This window comes from Streptacidiphilus sp. EB129 (assembly GCF_041262645.1).
Classification (GTDB): Bacteria; Actinomycetota; Actinomycetes; order Streptomycetales; family Streptomycetaceae; genus Streptacidiphilus.
Map to the genome: position 1 here is coordinate 232,782 of NZ_JBGCCS010000004.1, position 19,901 is coordinate 252,682.

General features: G+C 73.0%; 18 protein-coding genes. 15 read left to right on the plus strand and 3 right to left on the minus strand.

Annotation, left to right across the window (positions count from 1 at the left end):
• The first annotated feature begins 82 nt into the window (after window positions 1-82).
• The 9 genes from ABH925_RS07275 to ABH925_RS07315 are packed head-to-tail and all read left to right on the plus strand — an operon-like array spanning window position 83 to window position 9,183.
• The gene (locus tag ABH925_RS07275) at window positions 83-1,267 is read left to right on the plus strand and encodes a LeuA family protein (RefSeq protein WP_370146226.1); all 1,185 of its coding nucleotides are present in this window, start codon (window positions 83-85) and stop codon (window positions 1,265-1,267) included.
• The gene (locus ABH925_RS07280; protein ID WP_370146228.1) at window positions 1,267-2,508 is read left to right on the plus strand and encodes an aconitase/3-isopropylmalate dehydratase large subunit family protein; all 1,242 of its coding nucleotides are present in this window, start codon (window positions 1,267-1,269) and stop codon (window positions 2,506-2,508) included. Before ABH925_RS07275 ends, ABH925_RS07280 begins: the two co-directional genes overlap by 1 nt.
• Entirely contained in the window at window positions 2,495-3,079 is a 585-nt protein-coding gene (locus ABH925_RS07285; RefSeq protein ID WP_370146229.1) for a hypothetical protein, read from the plus strand. The genes ABH925_RS07280 and ABH925_RS07285 overlap by 14 nt, the downstream gene beginning before the upstream one ends.
• Before the next feature lie 6 nt (window positions 3,080-3,085).
• A complete protein-coding gene (locus ABH925_RS07290) occupies window positions 3,086-3,889 on the plus strand; it encodes a trans-aconitate 2-methyltransferase (protein WP_370146230.1) in 804 nt (267 codons plus the stop codon).
• Window position 3,890: 1 nt separating this feature from the next.
• Window positions 3,891-4,340 carry a GNAT family N-acetyltransferase gene (locus ABH925_RS07295; protein ID WP_370146232.1) on the plus strand — a complete coding sequence of 150 codons (450 nt, stop codon included), beginning with the start codon at window positions 3,891-3,893 and terminating at the stop codon, window positions 4,338-4,340.
• Window positions 4,341-4,342: 2 nt separating this feature from the next.
• Window positions 4,343-5,554, plus strand: a complete 1,212-nt coding sequence (locus ABH925_RS07300) for an acetyl-CoA carboxylase biotin carboxylase subunit family protein (RefSeq protein ID WP_370146233.1) — start codon at window positions 4,343-4,345, stop codon at window positions 5,552-5,554.
• On the plus strand, window positions 5,547-6,770 hold the full coding sequence (locus ABH925_RS07305; RefSeq protein WP_370146235.1) for an acetyl-CoA carboxylase biotin carboxylase subunit family protein: 1,224 nt from the start codon (window positions 5,547-5,549) through the stop codon (window positions 6,768-6,770). Before ABH925_RS07300 ends, ABH925_RS07305 begins: the two co-directional genes overlap by 8 nt.
• The gene (locus ABH925_RS07310) at window positions 6,764-8,089 is read left to right on the plus strand and encodes an MFS transporter (protein ID WP_370146237.1); all 1,326 of its coding nucleotides are present in this window, start codon (window positions 6,764-6,766) and stop codon (window positions 8,087-8,089) included. The genes ABH925_RS07305 and ABH925_RS07310 overlap by 7 nt, the downstream gene beginning before the upstream one ends.
• Complete coding sequence (locus ABH925_RS07315; protein WP_370146238.1) at window positions 8,089-9,183, plus strand: hypothetical protein; 1,095 nt, start codon at window positions 8,089-8,091, stop codon at window positions 9,181-9,183. The genes ABH925_RS07310 and ABH925_RS07315 overlap by 1 nt, the downstream gene beginning before the upstream one ends.
• Window positions 9,184-9,233: 50 nt before the next feature.
• Here the strand turns inward: ABH925_RS07315 and ABH925_RS07320 are convergent, their stop codons facing one another.
• The 3 genes from ABH925_RS07320 to ABH925_RS07330 form a co-directional block, all read right to left on the minus strand.
• Window positions 9,234-10,265 (minus strand): TolB family protein, encoded by a 1,032-nt coding sequence (locus tag ABH925_RS07320; RefSeq protein ID WP_370146239.1) that lies wholly within the window; start codon window positions 10,263-10,265, stop codon window positions 9,234-9,236.
• Window positions 10,266-10,342: 77 nt separating this feature from the next.
• Window positions 10,343-11,608 carry an MFS transporter gene (locus ABH925_RS07325; RefSeq protein ID WP_370146376.1) on the minus strand — a complete coding sequence of 422 codons (1,266 nt, stop codon included), beginning with the start codon at window positions 11,606-11,608 and terminating at the stop codon, window positions 10,343-10,345.
• Window positions 11,609-11,680: 72 nt separating this feature from the next.
• Complete coding sequence (locus ABH925_RS07330; protein ID WP_370146240.1) at window positions 11,681-12,553, minus strand: glycosyltransferase; 873 nt, start codon at window positions 12,551-12,553, stop codon at window positions 11,681-11,683.
• Between the two features lie 548 nt (window positions 12,554-13,101).
• On the opposite strand from ABH925_RS07330, the gene ABH925_RS07335 reads away from it, so the two are divergent.
• From ABH925_RS07335 to ABH925_RS07360, 6 genes are all read left to right on the plus strand, one after another.
• Window positions 13,102-14,508, plus strand: coding sequence for an exopolysaccharide biosynthesis polyprenyl glycosylphosphotransferase (locus tag ABH925_RS07335; RefSeq protein ID WP_370146242.1), 1,407 nt, complete (start codon window positions 13,102-13,104; stop codon window positions 14,506-14,508).
• A gap of 121 nt (window positions 14,509-14,629) precedes the next feature.
• On the plus strand, window positions 14,630-15,676 hold the full coding sequence (locus ABH925_RS07340) for a Gfo/Idh/MocA family protein (protein ID WP_370146243.1): 1,047 nt from the start codon (window positions 14,630-14,632) through the stop codon (window positions 15,674-15,676).
• Window positions 15,677-15,764: 88 nt separating this feature from the next.
• Window positions 15,765-16,730 (plus strand): NAD-dependent epimerase/dehydratase family protein, encoded by a 966-nt coding sequence (locus tag ABH925_RS07345; protein ID WP_370146244.1) that lies wholly within the window; start codon window positions 15,765-15,767, stop codon window positions 16,728-16,730.
• Entirely contained in the window at window positions 16,727-17,911 is a 1,185-nt protein-coding gene (locus ABH925_RS07350; RefSeq protein WP_370146246.1) for a DegT/DnrJ/EryC1/StrS family aminotransferase, read from the plus strand. The genes ABH925_RS07345 and ABH925_RS07350 overlap by 4 nt, the downstream gene beginning before the upstream one ends.
• Window positions 17,908-18,723, plus strand: coding sequence for an acetyltransferase (locus ABH925_RS07355; protein ID WP_370146247.1), 816 nt, complete (start codon window positions 17,908-17,910; stop codon window positions 18,721-18,723). Before ABH925_RS07350 ends, ABH925_RS07355 begins: the two co-directional genes overlap by 4 nt.
• Window positions 18,720-19,862: a DegT/DnrJ/EryC1/StrS family aminotransferase gene (locus ABH925_RS07360; protein ID WP_370146248.1), complete on the plus strand. Its 1,143-nt coding sequence runs from the start codon at window positions 18,720-18,722 to the stop codon at window positions 19,860-19,862. Before ABH925_RS07355 ends, ABH925_RS07360 begins: the two co-directional genes overlap by 4 nt.
• Window positions 19,863-19,901 lie beyond the last annotated feature (39 nt).

A 19,901-nucleotide genomic window follows, 5' to 3' on the forward strand; every position in this document is an offset into this window, starting at 1 on the left:
GCATGACCGGCACCGCACGACCCGCACCCCTGTGATCCGCCCCCGTAGCCGCATATCGCCGAGAGCTAAGGACACCAGGACCATGCGTGACGACATCATCCTTGAGGACACCACGCTGCGCGACGGGGAACAGGCCCCGGGCGTCGCCTTCTCGCGTGCCACCAAGGTGGCGATCTTCCACGCGCTGGTCGACGCCGGCGTGCGCTGGATCGAGCCGGGCATTCCCGCCATGGGCGGCCAGGACGTGCTGGCGATGCAGGAGATGCTGGAGCGCCGCGACGAGGTCAACCTCATCGGCTGGAACCGGGGTGTCCGGGCGGACGTCGAGTACACGATCTCGCTCGGCTTCAGGGCGGTCCACATCGGTCTGCCCACCTCCGGCATCCACCTCGCCCACAGCGTGGCCAAGGACCGGAACTGGCTGCTGGCGACCGCCGAGGACCTGGTCAAGTACGCCAAGGACCAGGGCTGTTTCGTGTCGATCAGCGCGGAGGACGTGGGCCGCACCGAGTTGCCCTTCCTGCAGGAGTACGCGGGCCGGGTGCACGCCGCCGGGGCCGACCGGCTGCGGCTCTCGGACACCATCGGCATCCTGGACCCCGCGCAGTACGCCGCCCGGGTGCGGACGGTGGCCGAGGCGTGCCCGATCGACCTGCAGACCCACTGCCACAACGACTACGGCCTCGGCGTGGCGAACTCGCTCGCGGGCCTGGCGGCCGGGGCGCGCTACTTCCACGTCACGGTGAACGGTATCGGCGAGCGGGCCGGCATGGCCGATCTGGGCCAGATGGCGCTCTGCCTCAAGGACTTCCACGGGGTGGACCTCGGCATCGACACCACCCGGCTGCGCTCGATCGCGGACCTGGTCGCCGACGCCTGCGGGCAGCCCATCGTGCCGTGGCAGCCGCTGGTGGGCCACAACGTCTTCGCGCACGAGTCCGGTATCCACACCAAGGGGATGCTCAAGGACAGCCGGACCTTCGAGCCCTTCCCGCCGGAGACCGTCGGCGGCAGGAGCCGCCTGGTGGTCGGCAAGCACTCCGGGCGGGCGGTGATCCAGCACGCGCTGGCCGAGGCGGGCGTCGCCGTTGACGAGCGCTACCTGGCCGACTGCCTGGTCCGGGTGCGCGACTACGCCATCGAGCGGCGCGGCGAGGTGCCCACCCCGGCGCTGGTCGAGATCTACGCCGCGGTGAAGGAGGCGGCGGAGCAGACCGGCGCGGCGGTGGGCGTGCCGGCTCCGGCCGGGGTCGGCGGGTTGTCGTGATGAGGCCGGACAGTCCCCTGGTCGGCCAGATCATCGCCGCTCACGGCGGCGGGGCGGCCGCAGCCGGTGAGCTGGTCTCGGTGGAGGTCGACCGGATCTACCTGCAGGACGGCAACTCGCCCACCGTGGCACGGCTGTTCGCGGAGTACGGGGTCGACCGGGTCGCCGATCCGGACCGGGTCGCGTTTGTCTTCGACCACTCGGTGATCGTTCCCGATCGTGACATGGCCGACCGGGTCCGCGAGGCCACCGCGTTCGCCAAGCGGATCGGCGCCAGGATCTATCCGCGGGGTGCCGGGATCAGCCATGTGATCGCGCTGGAGGAGGGCTGGTACCAGCCGGGCTCCATCGTGCTGGGCTCCGACTCGCACACCTGCACCGGCGGCGCCGTGCAGTCGCTGGCGCTGGGGATGGGCGCCTCGGACATCGCCGCCGCCATGGTCACCGGGCAGACCTGGCTGAAGGTCCCGGAGACGGTGTGGCTGCGGGTGCACGGCCAGGGGCATCCCGCGCTGCGTCCCAAGGACGTGGTGCTCGAAGTGCTGCGGGTCTTCGGGCAGCGGCCGTTCCTCTACAAGTCGGTGGAGTGGACCGGGGACTGGGCGGCCTCGCTGTCGCTGGACTCGGCCGCCTCGGTCGCCAGCATGGGCGTCGAGCTGGGCGCCAAGTGCGTGTTCCTGCCGGACGCCCCGGGCCGGGGGGACGGGCTGGTGCCGATCCGGCCGCCGGCCGGGGCGGCGGTGCTGGAGCTGTCCATCGAGGGGCTGCGGCCGAGGATCGCGATGCCGCACTCGCCGCGCAACAGCGTCGACATCGACCTGGCCGCCGGCGAGCGGATCGACTACGTCTTCCTCGGCAGCTGTACCAACGGCCGGCTGGAGGACATCGCCGAGGCGGCCCGGATCGTGAGGGACCGGTCGGTCCACCCCGATGTGCACTTCCTGGTCACCCCCGGCTCCAGCCGGGTGTACGCGGAGGCGCTCCGGCTGGGCTACCTGGAGACGCTGACCCGGGCCGGGGCGCTGGTCACCCCGGCCGGCTGCGGCGCCTGCGTCGGAACCCAGGGCACGGTGCCGGCCGCGGGCGAACGGGTGCTGTCCACGATGAACCGCAACTTCCGGGGCCGGATGGGCAATCCGGACGCGGACATCTACCTCTCCTCGCCGCTGGTGGCCGCGAGCGCGGCGCTGATCGGACGGATCCCGAGCGCGGACGAGCTGGTGTGCCATGTGGACCGGTGAGCTCAAGGTGCGCCGGGTGGAGGGCGAGATCTCCACGGACGACATCATCCCGGCCCGCTACAAGCACCGGTTCACCGATCCGGCGCTGATGGCCCCGCACGTGTTCGAGAACCGGCTCCCGGGCCTGGCGGCGACCTTCCGTCCCGGGGACGCGCTGGTCAGCCGGGACATCTTCGGGATCGGCAGCTCCCGGGAGCAGGCGGTCAGCGCCCTGCTGGCGGCCGGGGTCCGGCTGGTGGTCGCGCCCGAGTTCGGGCGGATCTTCTACCGCAACTGCTGGAACCTCGGCCTGCCGGCGGTGGAGGCCGCCGTGGAGGCCGCCGTGGAGACGGAGAAGTCGGCGCTGCCGGCCGAGGGCGCGCGGGTGGCACTGGACCTGACCCGGGGTCGGCTGACCGGGCCCGGTGTGTCCGTCCCGTTCCGGCCACCGGCTCCGATGATGATCGAGATGGTGCGGGCAGGCGGGCTGCTGCCGCTGGTCTTCGCCCGAACGCGGCCCCCGGCCGCCGCGCAGGCCCACCAGGACGTGGAGCCCTCACAGACAACCCCGGTAGGACCACAGGGAAGGTGACGAACCATGGCAGCTGCACGGCAGAAGTTCGACGGACTGTCGGTGGACTACGACCGCTACCGCCCGCGCTACCCCGCGGAGCTGATGCGGCGGATCGCCGACCGGCTGACCGGGACGGTGGTCCCGCACATCGTGGACACCGGCGCGGGCACCGGCGTCGGCCTGGAGGGGCTGATCCCGCTGACGGATCCGCGCAGCCGCTACCGGGCGGTGGACCTCTCGGCGGACATGGTGTCCGTGGGCCGATCCAAGTTCCCGCAGGTGGACTGGGCGGTGGGCCCGGCCGAACCCTTCCTGGAGTCGATGGCCGGGGTCGACCTGGTGCTCGCGGCGCAGGCGTTCCAGTGGATGGACCGGCCGCGCTTCCTCGCCGCCGCGCGCCACTGCCTCAACCCGGGCGGCCTGGTCGCCGTCATCCAGAACAACCGCGACTTCACGGCGAGCCCGTTCCTGAACACCTACGAGGTGCTGCTGGAGGAGTTCAGCCCCGGCTACAGCCGGTCCTACCGGGACTTCGACTTCGCCGCCGAGCTCGCCGAAGGCTTCGCGGGCACCGGTGCCCGGGTCGAGACCGCGACCGCGGTCTGGGTGAAGCGCATGCACCCGGACGAGTTCATCGGGATGTCCCGCTCGTCCACCCAGGCGCAGCGGGCCATCGCCGCGCACGGTGAGGTGTTCGGGGACCGGCTGCGCGACCTGGTGCACGGCTTCGCCGAGGGCGACGGGGGTGACGACGGCGCCGAGGTCGCCGTCCCGTACCGGGCGGAGCTGTTCACCGTGCAGCTGCCGCCCGCCGGGGCCGGGAGCTGAGGTGACGCCGCCGAGTGTCGGCGCGGCCGGGGGCGCTGACGTGGCCGCGATCCTGGCGGTGCTGGACGGCGCGTACTGGCCGTTCGCGGCCCGGTTCAGGCCGACCGCGCTGCGGGAGAACGCCGACTCGGTCGCCGCGGAGCTGGCCACCTGGCTGGTGGCCCGGGAGGCGGACCAGGTCACCGGCTGCGTCAAGCACTACCCGGACGGCGACTGGTACACCCTCTGCTTCCTGGCCACCCGGGCGGAGTCCCGGCGCCGGGGCCACGCCGGGGCGCTGCTGGACGAGGTCGCGGTGCGGGCCCGCTCGGCCGGGCACCGCACCGTGCGGATCGCCCTGCGCCGCAGCCTGACCGGCAACGTCGACTTCTTCGTCCGGCACGGCTACCGCTACCTCGAACCGTTCCCCACCGGTGAACACGACCTGTACCAACTGTCGATGGGAGCTTAGTGATGGGCACCGTGGTCGTACTCGGCTACCGCAAGGGCCTCGACCGGGCACTCGCCCGGCGCGGCCTGGACGTGTTCCATGTCGTGGCCAAGGTCAAGAGCGCGCTGGAGGACCGGCCCTACCGGTTGGTGGCCGGTCTGGAGGACGCGCAGGAGGTGCTGCGCGCGGTGCTGGCCGCCGAGCTGCGGGACGTGGTCGGCGTGGTCACCACGCACGAGGAGGCGGTGTTCAGCGCCGAGTTGGTGCGGGAGCACTTCGGCGTCTCCGTCGGCGGCAGCCCGGCGACGGCGCTCAGGTTCCGGGACAAGTACCTGCAGAAGACCGCGCTCCCGGAGACCGTGCGCCGGGCCCGATGCCGGTATCTCGCCGCGGACAGCTCGTTCGAGGAGGTGGCGGGCGAGCTGGGGACGCCGTTCATCGTGAAGCCCTCGAACGGCGCGGGCTCGGTGCGGACCGTGCGGGTCGGCACCGAGGAGGAGTTCCGCCGCTATCTCAAGGAGAACCCGCCGCTGACCGGCGCCTCGCTGGTCGCGGAGTCGTTCATGACCGGCAGGGAGATCCACGCCGACGGCGTCTGGGCCGGGGGCCGGGTCCGCTGGTTCTCGATCGGCGGCTACCACGAGTCCCCGATCGCCTGGAACTCCGGTGGCGTCCTGGCCGACCAGACGCTGTCCCGCGAGGAGCACCCGGAGCTCTTCCGGCGGGCCGGGGAACTGCTGGCGGAGAGCCTGGGCGCGCTCGGCACCCCGGACTGCGTGTTCCACCTGGAGGCCTTCGACGACGGCCAGGACGCGCTGGTGTTCAGCGAGTGCGGGCTGCGGCTGGCCGGCGCGCACGTCCCCGAGGTGGTCGAACTGACCTACGGCATCAACCTGTACGAGGCGGTGGCGGCCGTCGCGCTCGGCGAGCCGCTGCAGCCGCTGCTGGAACCGGCGGGGCGACCGGCGTCGCCGGAGCAGTACTACGGCTTCGTCTACCTGCGCCGGTTCGAGGGCGTGCCACTGACCCGGGCCGACTTCGAGCAGCGCTTCCCGATCGTCGAGCTGGACTTCCCGGACGGGGACGACGTCCGGGAGCGCATCTACGGCCGGGTCGGACACGCCGTGGTGGCCGCGCCCGACGGGGAACGGCTGACCCGGCTGATAGCCGACCTCGTCAGCTCCAACAGATTCGGCTCCACCGGGTCCGGCTCTACCGGGTCCGCTGATGCGTAGCCCGCGCGCCCTGGTCCTGCGGACCGAGAAGCCGCTGTTCGAGCGGGCCCGGGTCAGGTTCAGAACCGAGGTCGACTTCATCGACCTGGTCGAGTCGCGCTCCCCGGTCCTCGGCGCCCGCGCGGTGCGGGCGTTCGCGCCGGACGGCGACACCCTCGCGGTGGTGGACTCGGTGATGGCGCACACCCCGTTCTCCTACGCGGTCGCCACCTCCGAGCAGGACCTCGCCTTCGGGGGCTTCCTGCGCACCCGCTACGGCCTGCCCGGGCTGAGCTACGACCAGGCGGTGCGGGCCACCAACAAGGCCCGGATGAAGCAGACCCTGGGCGACGTCCTGCCGACCGCCGCGTTCTGGCTGGCCGGGGACTTCCTGGAGCTCGCGGAGCACGGCCCGGTGCCGCCGCGGGTGGTGATCAAGCCGCTGTCCGGCTCGGCCGGCCGGGGCGTGCGGATGCTGGAGACGGCCGAGGCGCTGAGGTTCCTCGGCACCGCCGACTCGCTCTACCTGGTGGAGGAGGCGGTCGACGTCGACTGCGAACTGCACTGCGACGGCGTGGTGCGGGACGGCGAACTGCGCTTCGTGCAGCCCTCCGTCTACAGCGAGCCGCTGCTGCGGACCATCGGCGGCAACTGCGCCAGCTACCACCTCGCCCCGGGCGACCGGCGCCGGGAGGCCGCGGTGGCCGCGGCGCGGAAACTGGTGGGCGCGGTGGACGCCACCGACTTCGTGTTCCACCTGGAACTGTTCGAGTCGGGCGGCGAACTGCTGTTCGGCGAGATCGGGCTGCGTCCGGCCGGGGGCGGGGTGGCCGAGTCGATCGGCCGCTTCTACGGCGTCAACCTGTGGGAGGAGCACCTCCGTACCCAGATCGGCCTGCCGTCGGGGCTGGACGCCGCGCCGGACCCGAATACAGGGACGGACCCGAACAGCGCCCTGGACCCGAACAGCGGGAGCCGGCACCGGGGGGTGATCGGGGTGTCCATCCACGCGTTGCGCGGCCGTACCCTCTCCGACGCGCAGATCCTCGAACTGCCGGGCGTGGTCTCGGTCTCGCCGGGCAGCTCCAAGGTCCGGCAGGCCGCCAAGGACGGCAGTACCAGTGCCTTCACCCACCTGGTGTTCTTCGACCGGGAGAGCGCGGCCGGCGCCCGGCAGACCTTCACCGACCTGCACGCGCTCTGCACCCGAAGGGAAGGACGGGTACGGACGTGGTGACCGAGACGCTGCCGGCCGCCGTCAGCACCCGGCGGTCCCGCACGCTGCTGTTCCTGCTGTACTTCCTGTTCGGATCGCTGGCCGAGGGCTGCCAGGGAATCGTGCTGCTGTGGCTGGTCTACGACCTGAGCCACAACGCCTTCCTGGTGAGCGTGATGGTGATGCTCGGCTATCTGCCGGCCGCCGTCATCGGGCTGCTGTTCAAACGGATCGCGGACCGGGGCCGGGCCGACCGGATCGCCCGGAGCACCAACCTGACCCTGGCCTGCACCTCCACCGTGCTCGGGGTGCAGCAGCTGGCGGCCGGGCACGCGGTGGCGCTGGTGCTCACCGTGATCGGTGTGGTCCAGGTGGTGCTGTCGCTGGCGAAGATGCTCAACAAGGCCGCGCTGAACCGGCTGATCCGGCTGGCCTTCGCGGACCAGGACGCGGCGCAGCTGCTGAAGACCTCCTCCTCGGTCTCGCTGATCGGCCAGGTGGCCGGGGCCGGGCTGGCCGGCCTGGTGCTCACCCAGGGCTGGATCGCCGCCGGGCTGCTCTGCGCCGCGGTCGCCTACGCGGCGAGCGCGGGCTCGCTGGCGCTCGGCACCAGGGGCGCCGAGGCCGCCGAGTGCGCGGCCAGGGACGGCGCGGGCGTCGGCGACTACCGGGATGAGGGGGACGGACGGCTCGCCGCGGGAACGGCCGTGCGCGTGGCGGGCGGTGCGGAGCCGGAACGGGCCGTGCGCGGTGGGGCGGTCGGGAAGATCCGCTGGAGCAGCGCGCTGGTGTCCGTGCTGGTGTTCTCCGTACCCAGCAGCGGTGCGCTGCAGTTCATCGCGATCCTGCTGGTGCCGCTGTCCAGGCAGGTCGCCCCGGACCAGCCGTCCTACTACGCGATTCTGGGCATCGTCGCGATCGGCGGCAGCATCACCGCCAGCCTGCTGCTCTCGGCGAACCTGGTGACGGCGGGTCAGGTGATGGGCTGGGCGCTGCCCGCGACCGCGGCGCTGGCCCTGCTGCTGGCGACGCTGCCGAGCCGCTATCCGGCCGGCCTGCTCAGCTTCCTGATCACGGTGACCATCACCGCCCATGTGATCTGCATGCAGGTGCTGACCAACCAGCTGCCCAGGCCGCAGGAGATCGGACAGTTCGCGGTGGCCCGCAACGTGGTCGCCTCGCTGGCCAAGGCCTCGTTCTCGCTGGCCGCCGGCACGCTGATCGAGGTCTTCGGGCTGAGCACCGCCTCGGTGGTGCTGGCCGGGGTGCTGGCCGCGTTCTGGATCGGCTGGTTGCTGTTCGGGCAGAGCCTGCGCGCTCCCGCCGTGGGGACGGCCTGATGGCGACGGGTCAGGGCACCGCCGTCGGGTCGGAGCTTCGTGCCGGCCTCTGCGACTGGCTGCGCTCCCGGCGCCGGGAGTTGCTGCCCTCGGCCGGGGACGACGCCTTCCGGGACGGCCTCGCCGTGCTGGGGCTGGACGACGCCGGGCTGGACCGGTTCGCCGCCGCGCGCCGGGTGGTGGTGACGCTGCCGCACGCCAGCCCCAACGTCTTCTTCCCGCGCGCCGGAGTCGGCTGGTACGCCCGGCACCTGCAGACCGTCGACCCGGACCTGTTCCATCTCCGGGTGGCGCTGACCCACGTCAACTTCTCCGACCTGGGCTGGCGGCCCTACGCCTGGTGGTACCTGGACCGGGACGGTGCGCTGACCCGGGAGACGCTGTTCACCCGCAACAAGAAGAACAAGCATGTGGTGGTGGCGAGCCTGCCGCCGTTGGAGACGGTGCCGCCGTCCGCGCACGGTGCCGACCGGGAGGCGGCTGAGCTGGCCCGGCACGGGGCCGACCGCGCCGTGTCGCACCTGCTGCTGACCGCGACGGTGGAGCGCGCGGCCGGACTGCACGGCGCCGGGGGCACCCTCTACCTGCCGCTCGACCTGCTGGTCGAGTACGTCCGGGGGATCGCCGAGCGGCCTGGCGCCTCGGCCCACGGGCCCTGGGCCGAGGCGCTGCTGGCCTCGGCCACCCAGGCCCGGAGGCTGGAGCCGGACGGCAGGCTGGCGGCGGCGGACGGCCGCGCGGACGCCTTCGTCTTCGACAACCCGACCAACCTGGCCCTGCTCGCGCCGCTGGCCTGCACGGCGGTGCTGGGCGGGGCGAAGATGGCCGGTTACTGGGGCGAGGTCGAGGCCCGCGTCGACGCCGCGGCATCGGCGGCGCGGCCGGGGCTGCCGCGGTTGCCGCAGCTGGTGCGGATGCCGGAGCCGGACTACCGGGCGGTGCTGGCTCCCTCGCGGTCCCTCGCCGACGCACTGGCCTCGGCGGGCATCGAGTACTCGCAGGGCATGGCGGTCGCCGGGCACGGCCGCTATGCGGACCGGATCGACCCCTTCGCGGACCTGCCCGGGACGTCCGGGCCCCCGATCGGCAGCTGACGCCACCTCATCCCGGCAGGCGCGGAAGGCTGATGCCCCGGGAGGACCGCCTACTGCGGGGCGGGGGAGAAGGCGCCGGGGAGCAGCAGGTGCGGGGTGCCGGTGCCGTCGGCGGGGACCGTCCACAGGTCGGATCCGCTGACGCTGCCGTTGCTGGGGAGGGAGTAGGCGACGGTGCTGTTGTCGAGCCAGGTGGCCTGGTCGTCCACGCTGCGGTGTTCGGCCAGCGGGGTCTCCTGAAGGGTGCCGAGGTCGAGGACGTACTCGTGCCACAACGCGGCGCCCGGGAGCACCCGCTTCTTGAAGGCGATGCGGGTGCCGTCGGGGGAGAGCGAGGGGCATTCGACGTTCTGCACCAGGGTGGTGACGGTGCGCCGCGAGAGCGAGCCGCGGACCAGGTAGGTGCGGCCGCCGGTGCCCAGGGTGGCGTAGAAGGTGTCGTCGTCGGCGGCGAAGGAGACACCCCAGAAGTTGGTGTCGGCGGCCCGGTAGCCGTGCCCGTCCAGGGTGATGGCGAAGGTCTCCAGACTGGGCGTCAGTTGCCAGGTGCGGGTGTCCAGGATGGAGGTGCGGGTGGAGAAGAAGGCCGCGCCGTAGGACTCGCCGCCGACGAAGACGGTCCAGGCGGCCAGGTGGCCGCTGGGCGAGACCCGGGCCCGGCTGGGGGTGCCCGCCAGCGGGAAGCTGCGCAGCGTGTGCAGCCTGGCGTCCAGGATCAGCGCGCGGTTGGTCTGGGTCAGGGCGCCGGGAGCGGACTGGAGGCAGACGCCGGTCCCGGCGGCGGCGTAGAAGCGCAGGCAGCTCACGTCGGAGGCGGTGCGTGCCGTGCCGGGGTCGGCCGGGGCGTCGGCGGCCGGGACGCTGACGATCGCGTCCAGGTGCGGCCCGGGGGTCTGGCTGAGGAAGTCCAGCTGTCCGTGCTGACCGAGGGTCACCGTCCCGGCGGTGACCGCCGGTCCGCCCGCCCGGGGCCTGGCCCGGTCGGCGGCCCGGGAGGCGGCGTGCAGGACCATGGCGGTGCCCGCACCGGCGCAGAGCAGTACCGCGACGGTGAGGATCAGCAGGCGGCGCAGGGGTGTCATCGGGGTCCTCGTGGTGCGGGGTGTGCCGGGTCGTCCGGGGAGCCGGGTACGTCGGGTGCGTGGGGACGGGTCGGGTGTCATCGGGCGGGGGCGGGACGCAGCACCACGCCGGCGACGGCGGCGCAGCAGAGCAGTCCGATCGCGGCGCCGGCCAGGGCGGGCCCGTCGCCCCAGGCGGTCCAGGCCGCGCCGAAGGCCAGTGAGCAGCAGAACCGGGCCAGCGCCTGGCCGGTGCCGATCAGGGCGAGGCCGCTGGCGCGCAGCCGCTCGGGCACGACGTCGGCGACCGCCGCGGGCAGGACGCCGTCGGTGGCCGCGTAGAAGGTGCCGTGCAGGGCCAGCACCAGGTAGGGGAGGGCCAGGGTGGCGGGCGTCCACAGCAGCAGGGCGTAGGCGGTGAGCAGGCCGACGTGGCCGGCCAGGAACACCGCGCGCCGCCCGACGCGGTCGGCCAGCGCGCCGAGCGGAACGGCCAGCAGCAGGAACATCACGGCGGTGCCGAGCGGCAGCAGCGGGAACCACTGCTCGCCGACGCCGACCCGGCGCTGCAGCAGCAGGTAGACGAACGCGTCGCTGACGGTGGTCAGGCCGAGCAGGGTGGCGCAGCCGGCCAGGGCGCGCAGCCGGGGGAGCCGCAGCAGCGACAGCGCCTCGCGCAGATCCACCCGTCCGCGCGCGGCGCCGGGCCGGGGGCCCGCCGGGCCGCGCGGTCGGCTCGGGACGAACAGCACCAGCACCAGCACGCCCAGCGCGGCGACGCAGGCGCTGACGCCGAAGACGGCGTCGTAGCCGCCGGTCGCCGCGCGCAGGATCAGGAAGGCGGACACCGGTCCCAGCACCGCGCCGGCGGTGTCCATCGCCCGGTGCACGCCGAACGCCCGGCCCCGGTGCTCGGCGGAGGTGGACAGCGAGATCAGCGCGTCCCTGGGCGCGGTGCGCAGGCCCTTGCCGGTGCGGTCCAGGGCCAGCACCGCGCCCAGCGGGCCGAGACTGTGGGCCAGCAGCAGCAGTGGCTTGCAGAGCGCGGACAGGCCGTAGCCGAGCCCGGCGACCAGCTTGTGGTTCCGGGCCCGGTCGGCCAGGTGCCCGCCGAGCAGCTGGACCAGCGCGCTGACGCCGTTGTAGACGCCGTCCAGCACGCCGAAGCCGAGCGGGCTGAGTCCGAGCCCGGCCACCAGGTAGAGCGGCAGCACGGCGGTGACCATCTCCGAGGAGACGTCGGTGATCAGGCTGACCGCGCCCAGCGCGATCACGGTCGTGCCGATCACCCGGGCCGCTCTGGCACCGGTGCCCGTCGTCACCGGGGTCGTCCCGCCGGGGGCGGAGCGGTCCGCGAGGTACATGTCAGCGGCTCCCACGGTAGGACCGGACGGGGGAGGACAGGACAGCGCAGGACAGGACGCCGATCGGCCGGATCACGCCTGCCTGCTGCTCTCGTCCCGCAGCCAGGTGCCGAAGTCCCCGACCCGGACGGCCTCCCGGGATCGGCGCCGGGCGATGACCGCCGCGGCGGCGAACACCGGTACCGAGGCCATCAGCGCCGGTTCGGCGCGCATCAGGGCGAGCAGATCCGCCTTGCTGGTACGGGCGGTGGGGTGGGCCGCGGGCTGCGCGCCGTCGGCCGCGGCCTGGCGCTGGTGGCGCTCCAGCTGGGTCGAGGAGGTGTCCGCCCGGACCCGACGACGGATCAGATCCGGCCAGGTGCGCGGCGGATGGACGGTGACCCGGGCCAGCTCGACCACCTTCCGCTCGTCCGGGCCGAAGGCCAGTGAGGCCGCCAGGTCGTCGGCCATCAGCGGGGGCAGCGCGGCGAGCCGGCGCTGCCCCTCCTCGGACACCGCGATCACACCCCGGCCGAACAGACCGGCCCGGACGGCCGGAAGCCGCTGCCAGACCCGGTAGTACGCCCGGACCCGCCAGTCGCAGTCGTCCAGCGGCAGGTCCCGTCCGGGCGCGGCGGCCAGCACCCCGTCACCGAGGGCCCCGGTCAGGGTCCGCAGGTCGGCGCCGCTGATCACCACGTCCGCGTCCAGGTAGACCCGGGGGAATCCGTGGGCCAGCTCGTCACCGGCCCGCAGTGCCGCGTGCTTCGAGGGCTCCGGCAGTTCCAGCACCCGCACCCCCCGGCGACGGGCCGTCTCCGCGGTGTCGTCGGTGCAGCCGTTGCACACCACCAGGACGTCGAAACCGTCCGTGGACGGTCCGTCAGGAGCGCTTCCCAGCACCGCGTCCAGGGTTCGGCCGAGGACGCGTCCTTCGTTGTGGGCCGGGATCACAATGCTCGTCACCTGGGCAGTATGACCCTAGACGTAGGGATGAGTCTGAGTATTTGTCCAACTGTTCCCCCGGTTGAGCAGAGTGGTCTAGATTGAACGCCGTCGGCCCGGTCGAGGTGGGGAGACACCCTGCCGATCAGAGCCGACACCCGGTAACAACAAGAGAAACGCAAGTACAGCGGTTTGTTCGCCCAGGTGTACCGATTGGTCATCGGTACGGAAGCGGTCGTTGTCCAACGACTGGGACCCTTGGGATGAGCTGAGAACTGCTACAGGCTCCACCGGGCTCCCGTCGGATGCGTGAGTCCGCCAGTACACGTCAATCCGGGTCGGTGCCGGGTGGCGGCTGCGGGGGGTAACGCGCGGCCGTTGACCTGTGCTCGATCAGGTGTACGAGCCATGTACTCGCGCCGACACCGCCGAGCCCGCACCCCCCACCCCTCCCCGCTGGATTCCGGCTGGGCGGACACGGGGAGGGCCGGAGGTCGCGGCGGAGTGCGTCGAGCACCTTGGTGGGGGGTCGCATGGCCGTTGAGCCGGTCACGCATGAGCGTCAGGTCGTGGAACACCGAAACTTAGGAGTCCGCCGACGAGCCTGGGAACGTAAGTACCGGGTGATCCTGCTGGTCACCGACGGCCTGGCCGCCGTGGTGGCCGCAAGCGTGGTGCATGGTGCCTACGGGCGCTGGGCCGTGGCACTGGGGCTGCCGCCCGCCTGGATCGCCGCCATGTGCGCGTACCGGGCGTACGACCGCAGCGCCCTGGGTCTGGGGACCGAGGAGTACCGGCGGGTGTTACGCGGCGCCCTCGCGCTGCCCGCCCTGGCCGCGCTCGCCTACCTGTGGCTCGTCCATGACTCGGAACTGCTGCACGACATGATGATGGCGGCGGCACCCGCCGCCGTGATCGCCCTGGCCGCCCGCTGGGTGCTGCGGCACCGGCTGCACCGCCGCTGGTCCAGAGGCCGCGACCGGAACGGCACGGTGCTGGTCGGCCCCTCGCGCAGCGTGGTGGAACTGCTGGCGGTGCTGAACCGCGGCGGAGCCCAGGACCTGCGGGTGGCCGGCGTCTGCCTGACCGACCCGGTGAACGCGCCGCTGGTCAGCGAGTTGGGCGTGACGGTCCGCGGCGGCCTCGGCGACGTGTCGGGAGTGGTCCGCGCCACCGGCAGCACCGCCGTGCTGGTGCTGCCCGCACCGGAGATCGACGCCTCGGTACTGCGCCGGCTCTCCTGGATCGCCGCCGCCCAGGCCGCGGACTTCCTGGTGGCCCCGGTACTGGCCGACATGGACGCGTCCCGGCTGGTCACCCGGCCGGTGAACGGCGTGCCGCTGATGTACGTCCGGGCGCCGAGACTGTCGCGGCTGCCGAGACTGCCCAAGGAACTGCTGGACCGGTCGCTGGCCACGGCGCTGCTGCTGCTGCTGGCGCCGCTGCTGCTCGCGGTGGCGCTGATGGTCCGGCTGGACAGCGCGGGCCCGGTGTTCTTCCGCCAGCGCCGGGTGGGCCGCTACGGCGACCACTTCACCATGTACAAGTTCCGCACCATGCGCGAGGACGCCGAGGCGTTCCGCGAGGAACTGGCGCACCTCAACGAGAACAGCGACGGACTGCTGTTCAAGGTGAAGAAGGACCCCCGGGTGACCCGGGTGGGCTCGGCGCTGCGCCGCTACTCGCTGGACGAGCTGCCGCAGTTGCTCAACGTGGCCGGCGGCCGGATGTCGCTGGTCGGTCCGCGCCCCTCGCTGCCCGAGGAGGTGGAGGCCTACACCCAGGAGGTCAAGCGCCGGCTGCTGGTCAAGCCGGGACTGACCGGGCTGTGGCAGGTCAGCGGCCGCTCGGACCTGCCCTGGGACGAGGCGGTCCGGCTGGACCTCGGCTATGTGGACAACTGGTCGGTGGGCCTGGACCTCTCCATCCTGATGCGCACGGCACCGGCCGTGGTGCGCGGGACGGGGGCGTACTGACATGACGTCAAACAGGCGCGCCCGCAGCGGCGGCGGCGTGAACGACGGCAGCAGCAGTGTCAACGGCCGTGACGGTAATGACTTCGACGGCAATGACTTCAAGGGTCAGAGGGAGAGCACTGTGACGGAGCCGCTGGGTGTCGCGGTCGTCGGCGCCGGATACTGGGGCCCGAACCTGGTCCGCAACTTCCAGGCCAGTCCGGAGTTCCGGCTGCGCTGGCTGTGCGACCTGGACGTGAGCCGGGCCGAGCGGGTGCTGGGCGGCTACTCCACCGTCCAGGCGACCGCCGACCTGGCGGCGGTGCTGGCCGACCCGTCGGTGGACGCCGTCGCGGTGGCCACGCCCGCCGGTACGCACCTGGACGTGGCGCTGGCCGCGCTGCGGGCCGGAAAGCACGTGCTGGTGGAGAAGCCGCTGGCGGCCACCTACGCCGACGGCGCCCGGCTGGTCGAGGAGGCCGAGCAGCGCGGTCTCACGCTGATGTGCGATCACACCTTCTGCTACACCCCGGCGGTGGTCAGGATCAGGGAGCTGGTCCGGTCCGGCGAGCTCGGCGAGATCCACTTCGTGGACTCGGTCCGGATCAACCTGGGGCTGGTCCAGAAGGACATCGACGTGCTGTGGGACCTGGCCCCGCACGATCTCTCCATCCTCGACTTCATCCTTCCCGACCACGTCGAGCCGGTCGCGGTCGCCGCGCACGGCGCCGACCCGATCGGCGCCGGGCAGGCCTGCGTGGCCTATCTGACGCTCCAGCTCAACACCGGCGCGATCGCCCACGTGCACGTCAACTGGCTGTCGCCGACCAAGGTCCGCACCACCATGGTCGGCGGCGCCAAGCGCACGCTGATCTGGGACGACATGAACCCGGCGCAGCGGGTCGCGGTCTTCGACCGGGGGGTGGACCTGGCCGCGCCGCAGGAGATCGGCGCGGACGAGCGCCGGGACATGCTGGTCTCCTACCGGACCGGCGACATGGTCGCTCCCGCGCTGGGCGAGAAGGAGGCCCTGCGCAGCATGGTCGACGAGTTCGCCGGCGCGATCCGCGGCAACCGGGCCCCGCTCACCGACGGCCGGGCCGGCCTGCGGGTGCTGGACGTCCTGGAGGCCGCGTCCCGGAGCCTGGAGTTCCGCGGCGCGGTGGTCGGCCTCAGAGCGGGCCGCTGACCACCCACGGCGGGGTCCACGCAGGCACGGTCCACGCAAGCACGGTCGACAACCGAGGCCGGACGAACTACTCAGTGAGGGAACAGCGTTGAGCAGCGTACGAGGCAAGAGGGTCCTGGTCACCGGGGGAGCCGGCACCATCGGGTCCAATCTGGTCGACCTGCTGGTCGGCCAGGGGGCACGCGAGGTCGTCGTGCTCGACAACTTCGTACGGGGGCGTACGGCCAACCTGGCCCGGGCCCTGCGGAGCGGGGTCGTGGAGGTCGTCGAGGGCGACATCCGCGACGCCGCCACGGTACGGAAGGTCACCGACGGCGCTGAGCTGGTGTTCCACCTCGCCGCGATCCGGATCACCCAGTGCGCGGAGGAACCCCGGCTGGCCAACGAGGTGATGGTCGACGGCACCTTCAACGTGCTGGAGGCGGCGGCCGCGGCCGGGGTGGGCAAGGTCGTCGCCTCGTCCTCGGCGTCGGTCTACGGCCTCGCCGACACCTTCCCCACCACCGAGGAGCACCACCCGTACCACAACGACACCTTCTACGGCGCCGCCAAGGCGTTCAACGAGGGCATGCTGCGCAGCTTCCACGCCATGTACGGGCTGGACTACGTGGCGCTGCGCTACTTCAACGTGTACGGGCCGCGGATGGACATCCACGGCCTGTACACCGAGGTGCTGATCCGCTGGATGGAGCGGATCGAGTCGGGCGAGCCGCCGCTGATCCTCGGCGACGGCACCCAGACCATGGACTTCGTCGACGTCAGGGACATCGCCAGAGCGAACCTGCTGGCGGCCGAGTCGGAGCTGACCGACCAGGTGTTCAACGTGGCCAGCGGTACCGAGACCAGCCTGCGCGAGCTGGCGGTCGGCCTGCTGGAGGCGATGGACTCGGACCTGGAGCCGGTGCACGGTCCGGCCCGCGCGGTGAACGGGGTGACCCGCCGGCTCGCCGACACCAGCCGGGCCGCCGAACGGCTCGGCTTCACCGCCGAGATCGGTCTGCGGGACGGTCTGCGGGACCTGGTGGCCTGGTGGCGCGCGGAGCGTGAGGCGTGAGCGCCGCAGCGCAGGCGCCGGAGCGGATCCCGGTGATGATCCCGTGGCTGGGCGAGGAGGAGGCCCAGGCCGCGGCGGACGCGGTGCGCTCCGGCTGGGTCGCCCAGGGCCCCCGGGTCGCGGAGTTCGAGCGGGCCTTCGCGGAGCGGGTCGGCGCCGAGCACGCCGTCGCGGTGAGCTCCTGCACGACCGCGCTGCACCTGGCGCTGATCGCGCTGGAGCTGGGCCCCGGTGACGAGGTGGTGGTGCCGTCGCTGTCGTTCATCGCCACCGCCAACGCGGTGCGCTACCTGGGCGCCGTGCCGGTCTTCGCCGATGTCGAACTCGCCACCGGCAACCTGACGGTGGCGACGGTGGACGCGGTGCGCACCCCGCGCACCCGGGCGGTGCTGGCCGTGCACCAGGGCGGGGTGCCCGCCGACGTGGACGCGCTGCGCGCGGCCTGCGCGGACTGGGACCTGCCCCTGGTCGAGGACGCCGCCTGCGCCATCGGCTCGACCGTCGGCGGGAAGTCGGTCGGGCAGGGCGCGCTGCTCGCCGCCTGGTCCTTCCACCCGCGCAAGGTGATCACCACCGGTGAGGGCGGCATGCTCACGCTGGACGACGCCCGCTGGGCCGAGCGGCTGCGCCGGCTGCGCGAGCACGGCATGAACGCCTCGGCCGCGCAGCGTCACGCCAGCAGCACTCCGGTCCTGGAGAGCTACCTGGAGGTCGGCTACAACTACCGGATGACCGACATCCAGGCCGCCGTCGGCCTGGTGCAGCTCGGGAAGCTGGACGAGGTGGTGGCCCGGCGCCGGCAGCTGGCGGCGCGGTACACCGCGCTGCTGCGGGAGGTGCCGGGGCTGACCCCGGTCGCCGACCCGGCGTACGGGCAGGGCAACTTCCAGTCCTACTGGGTGCTGCCGGACCCGGACTTCCCGGTCGGCCGGGACGCGCTGCTGGCGGTGCTGGCCGAGGCCGGGGTGTCGGCCCGGCGCGGCATCATGGCCTCGCACCTGGAGCCCGCCTACCGGGGGCATCCGGCCGGACCGCTGCCGGTGACCGAGCGGATCAGCCGCGACTCGCTGATCCTGCCGCTGTTCCACACCATGACGGAGGCCCAGCAGGACCGGGTGGTGGAGGTACTGCGGGTTCAGGCGGCCCGCGCCGAAGTCGTCCGCGTTCGGGCCGGCGGATGAGCGGCCTGGTGATCCTCGGCGCGGGCGGCCTCGCCAGGGAGACGGCGCAGGCCGTCCTCGACGACGGTCGCCGCGTGCTGCTCGGACACCTGGACGACAACCCCGCCCTGCACGGCGGCGCCGTGGACGGCGTCCCGGTGCTGGGCGGCTGCGACCTGGTACACCAGCTGCCGTCCGACGTCGAGGTGGTGGCCTGCGTCGGCAGCCCCGGGGACTACGCCTCGCGGGCCCGGCTGGTGCGCCGGCTGGGTCTGCCGCGGCACCGCTACGCCACCGTGGTGCACCCCACCGCGGTGGTGTCGCGCAGTTCGTCCGTCGGTCCGGGCTCGGTGCTGCTGGCGCACACCGTGCTGACGGCGGCGGTCACGGTGGGGGCGCATGTCGCGGTGATGCCGCACACCGTGCTCACCCACGACGACGTGGTGGAGGACTTCGCCACGATCGCCTCCGGGGTCCGCCTCGGCGGCTCGGTACGGATCAGCCGGGGTGCCTACCTGGGGGCGGGGGCCCTGGTCCGGGAGGGCGTGACGGTCGGTGCCTGGTCGCTGGTCGGCATGGGCAGCGCGGTGCTCGGCGACGTGCCGCCGGGCCAGACCTGGGTCGGCGTTCCCGCCCGCGCACGGCGCAGGGCGCCGGATTCGGCACTCGACGAGGTCCGCACCGAAAGGATCGCCGCGGAAAAGATCGCCGCCGAAAGGATCGCGGCGGCGGCGGAGGCCGGACCGGCAGGTCCGATCGCCGACGCCGTGGAGTCGCAGGGGAGTCAGGGCGGCCTTCGGCCGTCCGAGTCAACGGGGAGAACGGGACGATGAAGCAGATTCCACTGGTGGACCTCAAGGCCGCTCATGCCGAGGTCGCCGACGAGGTCCGGGCCGGGTTCGAACGGGTGCTCGCCGCCACCGCCTTCATCGGCGGTGACGAGGTGCGCGAGTTCGAACGCGAGTACGCCGAGTTCGCCGGGGTGGCGCACTGCGTCGGCGTGGCCAACGGTACCGACGCCCTGGAACTGGCGCTGCGCGCCGTCGGCGTGAAGGCCGGCGACGAGGTGGTGCTGCCGGCCAACACCTTCATCGCCACCGCGGGAGCGGTGGCCAGGGCCGGCGCCAGACCGGTCCTGGTGGACTGCAGTCCGGACACCCTGCTGATGGACCCGGGGGCGGCGCTGGCCGCCGTCGGCGCCGCGACCCGGGCGGTCGTCCCGGTGCACCTGTACGGGCAGTGCGCCGCCGTCGCCGAGCTGGCCGCGGCACTGCCGTCCGGCGTGCGGATCGTGGAGGACGCGGCGCAGAGCCAGGGGGCGACCCGCGCCGGCCGCACCGCCGGCAGCACGCCCACCGGTGGCTCCGCCACCGGCAGCGGGATCGCGGCCACCAGCTTCTACCCGGGCAAGAACCTCGGCGCCTACGGCGACGCCGGCGCGGTGCTGACCGACGACGAGGAACTGGCCGGGCTGGTACGGGCACTGGCCAACCACGGCGGCGTCGCCAAGTACCGCCACGACGTGGCCGGGTTCAACAGCCGCCTTGACGGGCTGCAGGCCGTCGTGCTGCGGGCCAAGCTGGCGCGGCTGGCCGAGGGCAACGCGGCCCGTCGGGCCGCTGCCGCGCGCTATGACGCCCTGCTGGCCGACCTGGTGTCGGCGGGCCGGGTGGTACTGCCGGTGACCGACGAGGGGAACGTGCCGGTCTGGCACCTCTACGTCATTCGTGTCGCCGGAGTGGACCGCGACGCGGTCGTGGGCAAGCTCAACGCGGGCGGCATCGGAGCGGGCGTGCACTACCCGGCCCCGGTCCACCTCACTCCCGCGTTCGCCCACCTCGGCCACCGTCGCGGGGATTTTCCGCATGCCGAAGAAGCCGCGGACCGGATCCTGTCGTTGCCGCTCTACCCCCAGATCACGTCCGAGCAGCAGCAGCAGGTCGTGTCCGCACTCGCCGACGCCCTCAGCTGACGTCGCCCCCACTGACCCCGACCCCATTGGCGCCGAGTC

Coding starts and splice junctions, on each gene's coding strand:
- ABH925_RS07280 (WP_370146228.1), top strand. CDS start 1,267: ATGAGGCCGGACAGTCCCCTGGTCGGCCAGATCATCGCCGCTCACGGC.
- ABH925_RS07315 (WP_370146238.1), top strand. CDS start 8,089: ATGGCGACGGGTCAGGGCACCGCCGTCGGGTCGGAGCTTCGTGCCGGC.
- ABH925_RS07275 (WP_370146226.1), top strand. CDS start 83: ATGCGTGACGACATCATCCTTGAGGACACCACGCTGCGCGACGGGGAA.
- ABH925_RS07305 (WP_370146235.1), top strand. CDS start 5,547: ATGCGTAGCCCGCGCGCCCTGGTCCTGCGGACCGAGAAGCCGCTGTTC.
- ABH925_RS07290 (WP_370146230.1), top strand. CDS start 3,086: ATGGCAGCTGCACGGCAGAAGTTCGACGGACTGTCGGTGGACTACGAC.
- ABH925_RS07285 (WP_370146229.1), top strand. CDS start 2,495: ATGTGGACCGGTGAGCTCAAGGTGCGCCGGGTGGAGGGCGAGATCTCC.
- ABH925_RS07320 (WP_370146239.1), bottom strand. CDS start 10,265: ATGACACCCCTGCGCCGCCTGCTGATCCTCACCGTCGCGGTACTGCTC.
- ABH925_RS07360 (WP_370146248.1), top strand. CDS start 18,720: ATGAAGCAGATTCCACTGGTGGACCTCAAGGCCGCTCATGCCGAGGTC.
- ABH925_RS07355 (WP_370146247.1), top strand. CDS start 17,908: ATGAGCGGCCTGGTGATCCTCGGCGCGGGCGGCCTCGCCAGGGAGACG.
- ABH925_RS07300 (WP_370146233.1), top strand. CDS start 4,343: ATGGGCACCGTGGTCGTACTCGGCTACCGCAAGGGCCTCGACCGGGCA.
- ABH925_RS07325 (WP_370146376.1), bottom strand. CDS start 11,608: ATGTACCTCGCGGACCGCTCCGCCCCCGGCGGGACGACCCCGGTGACG.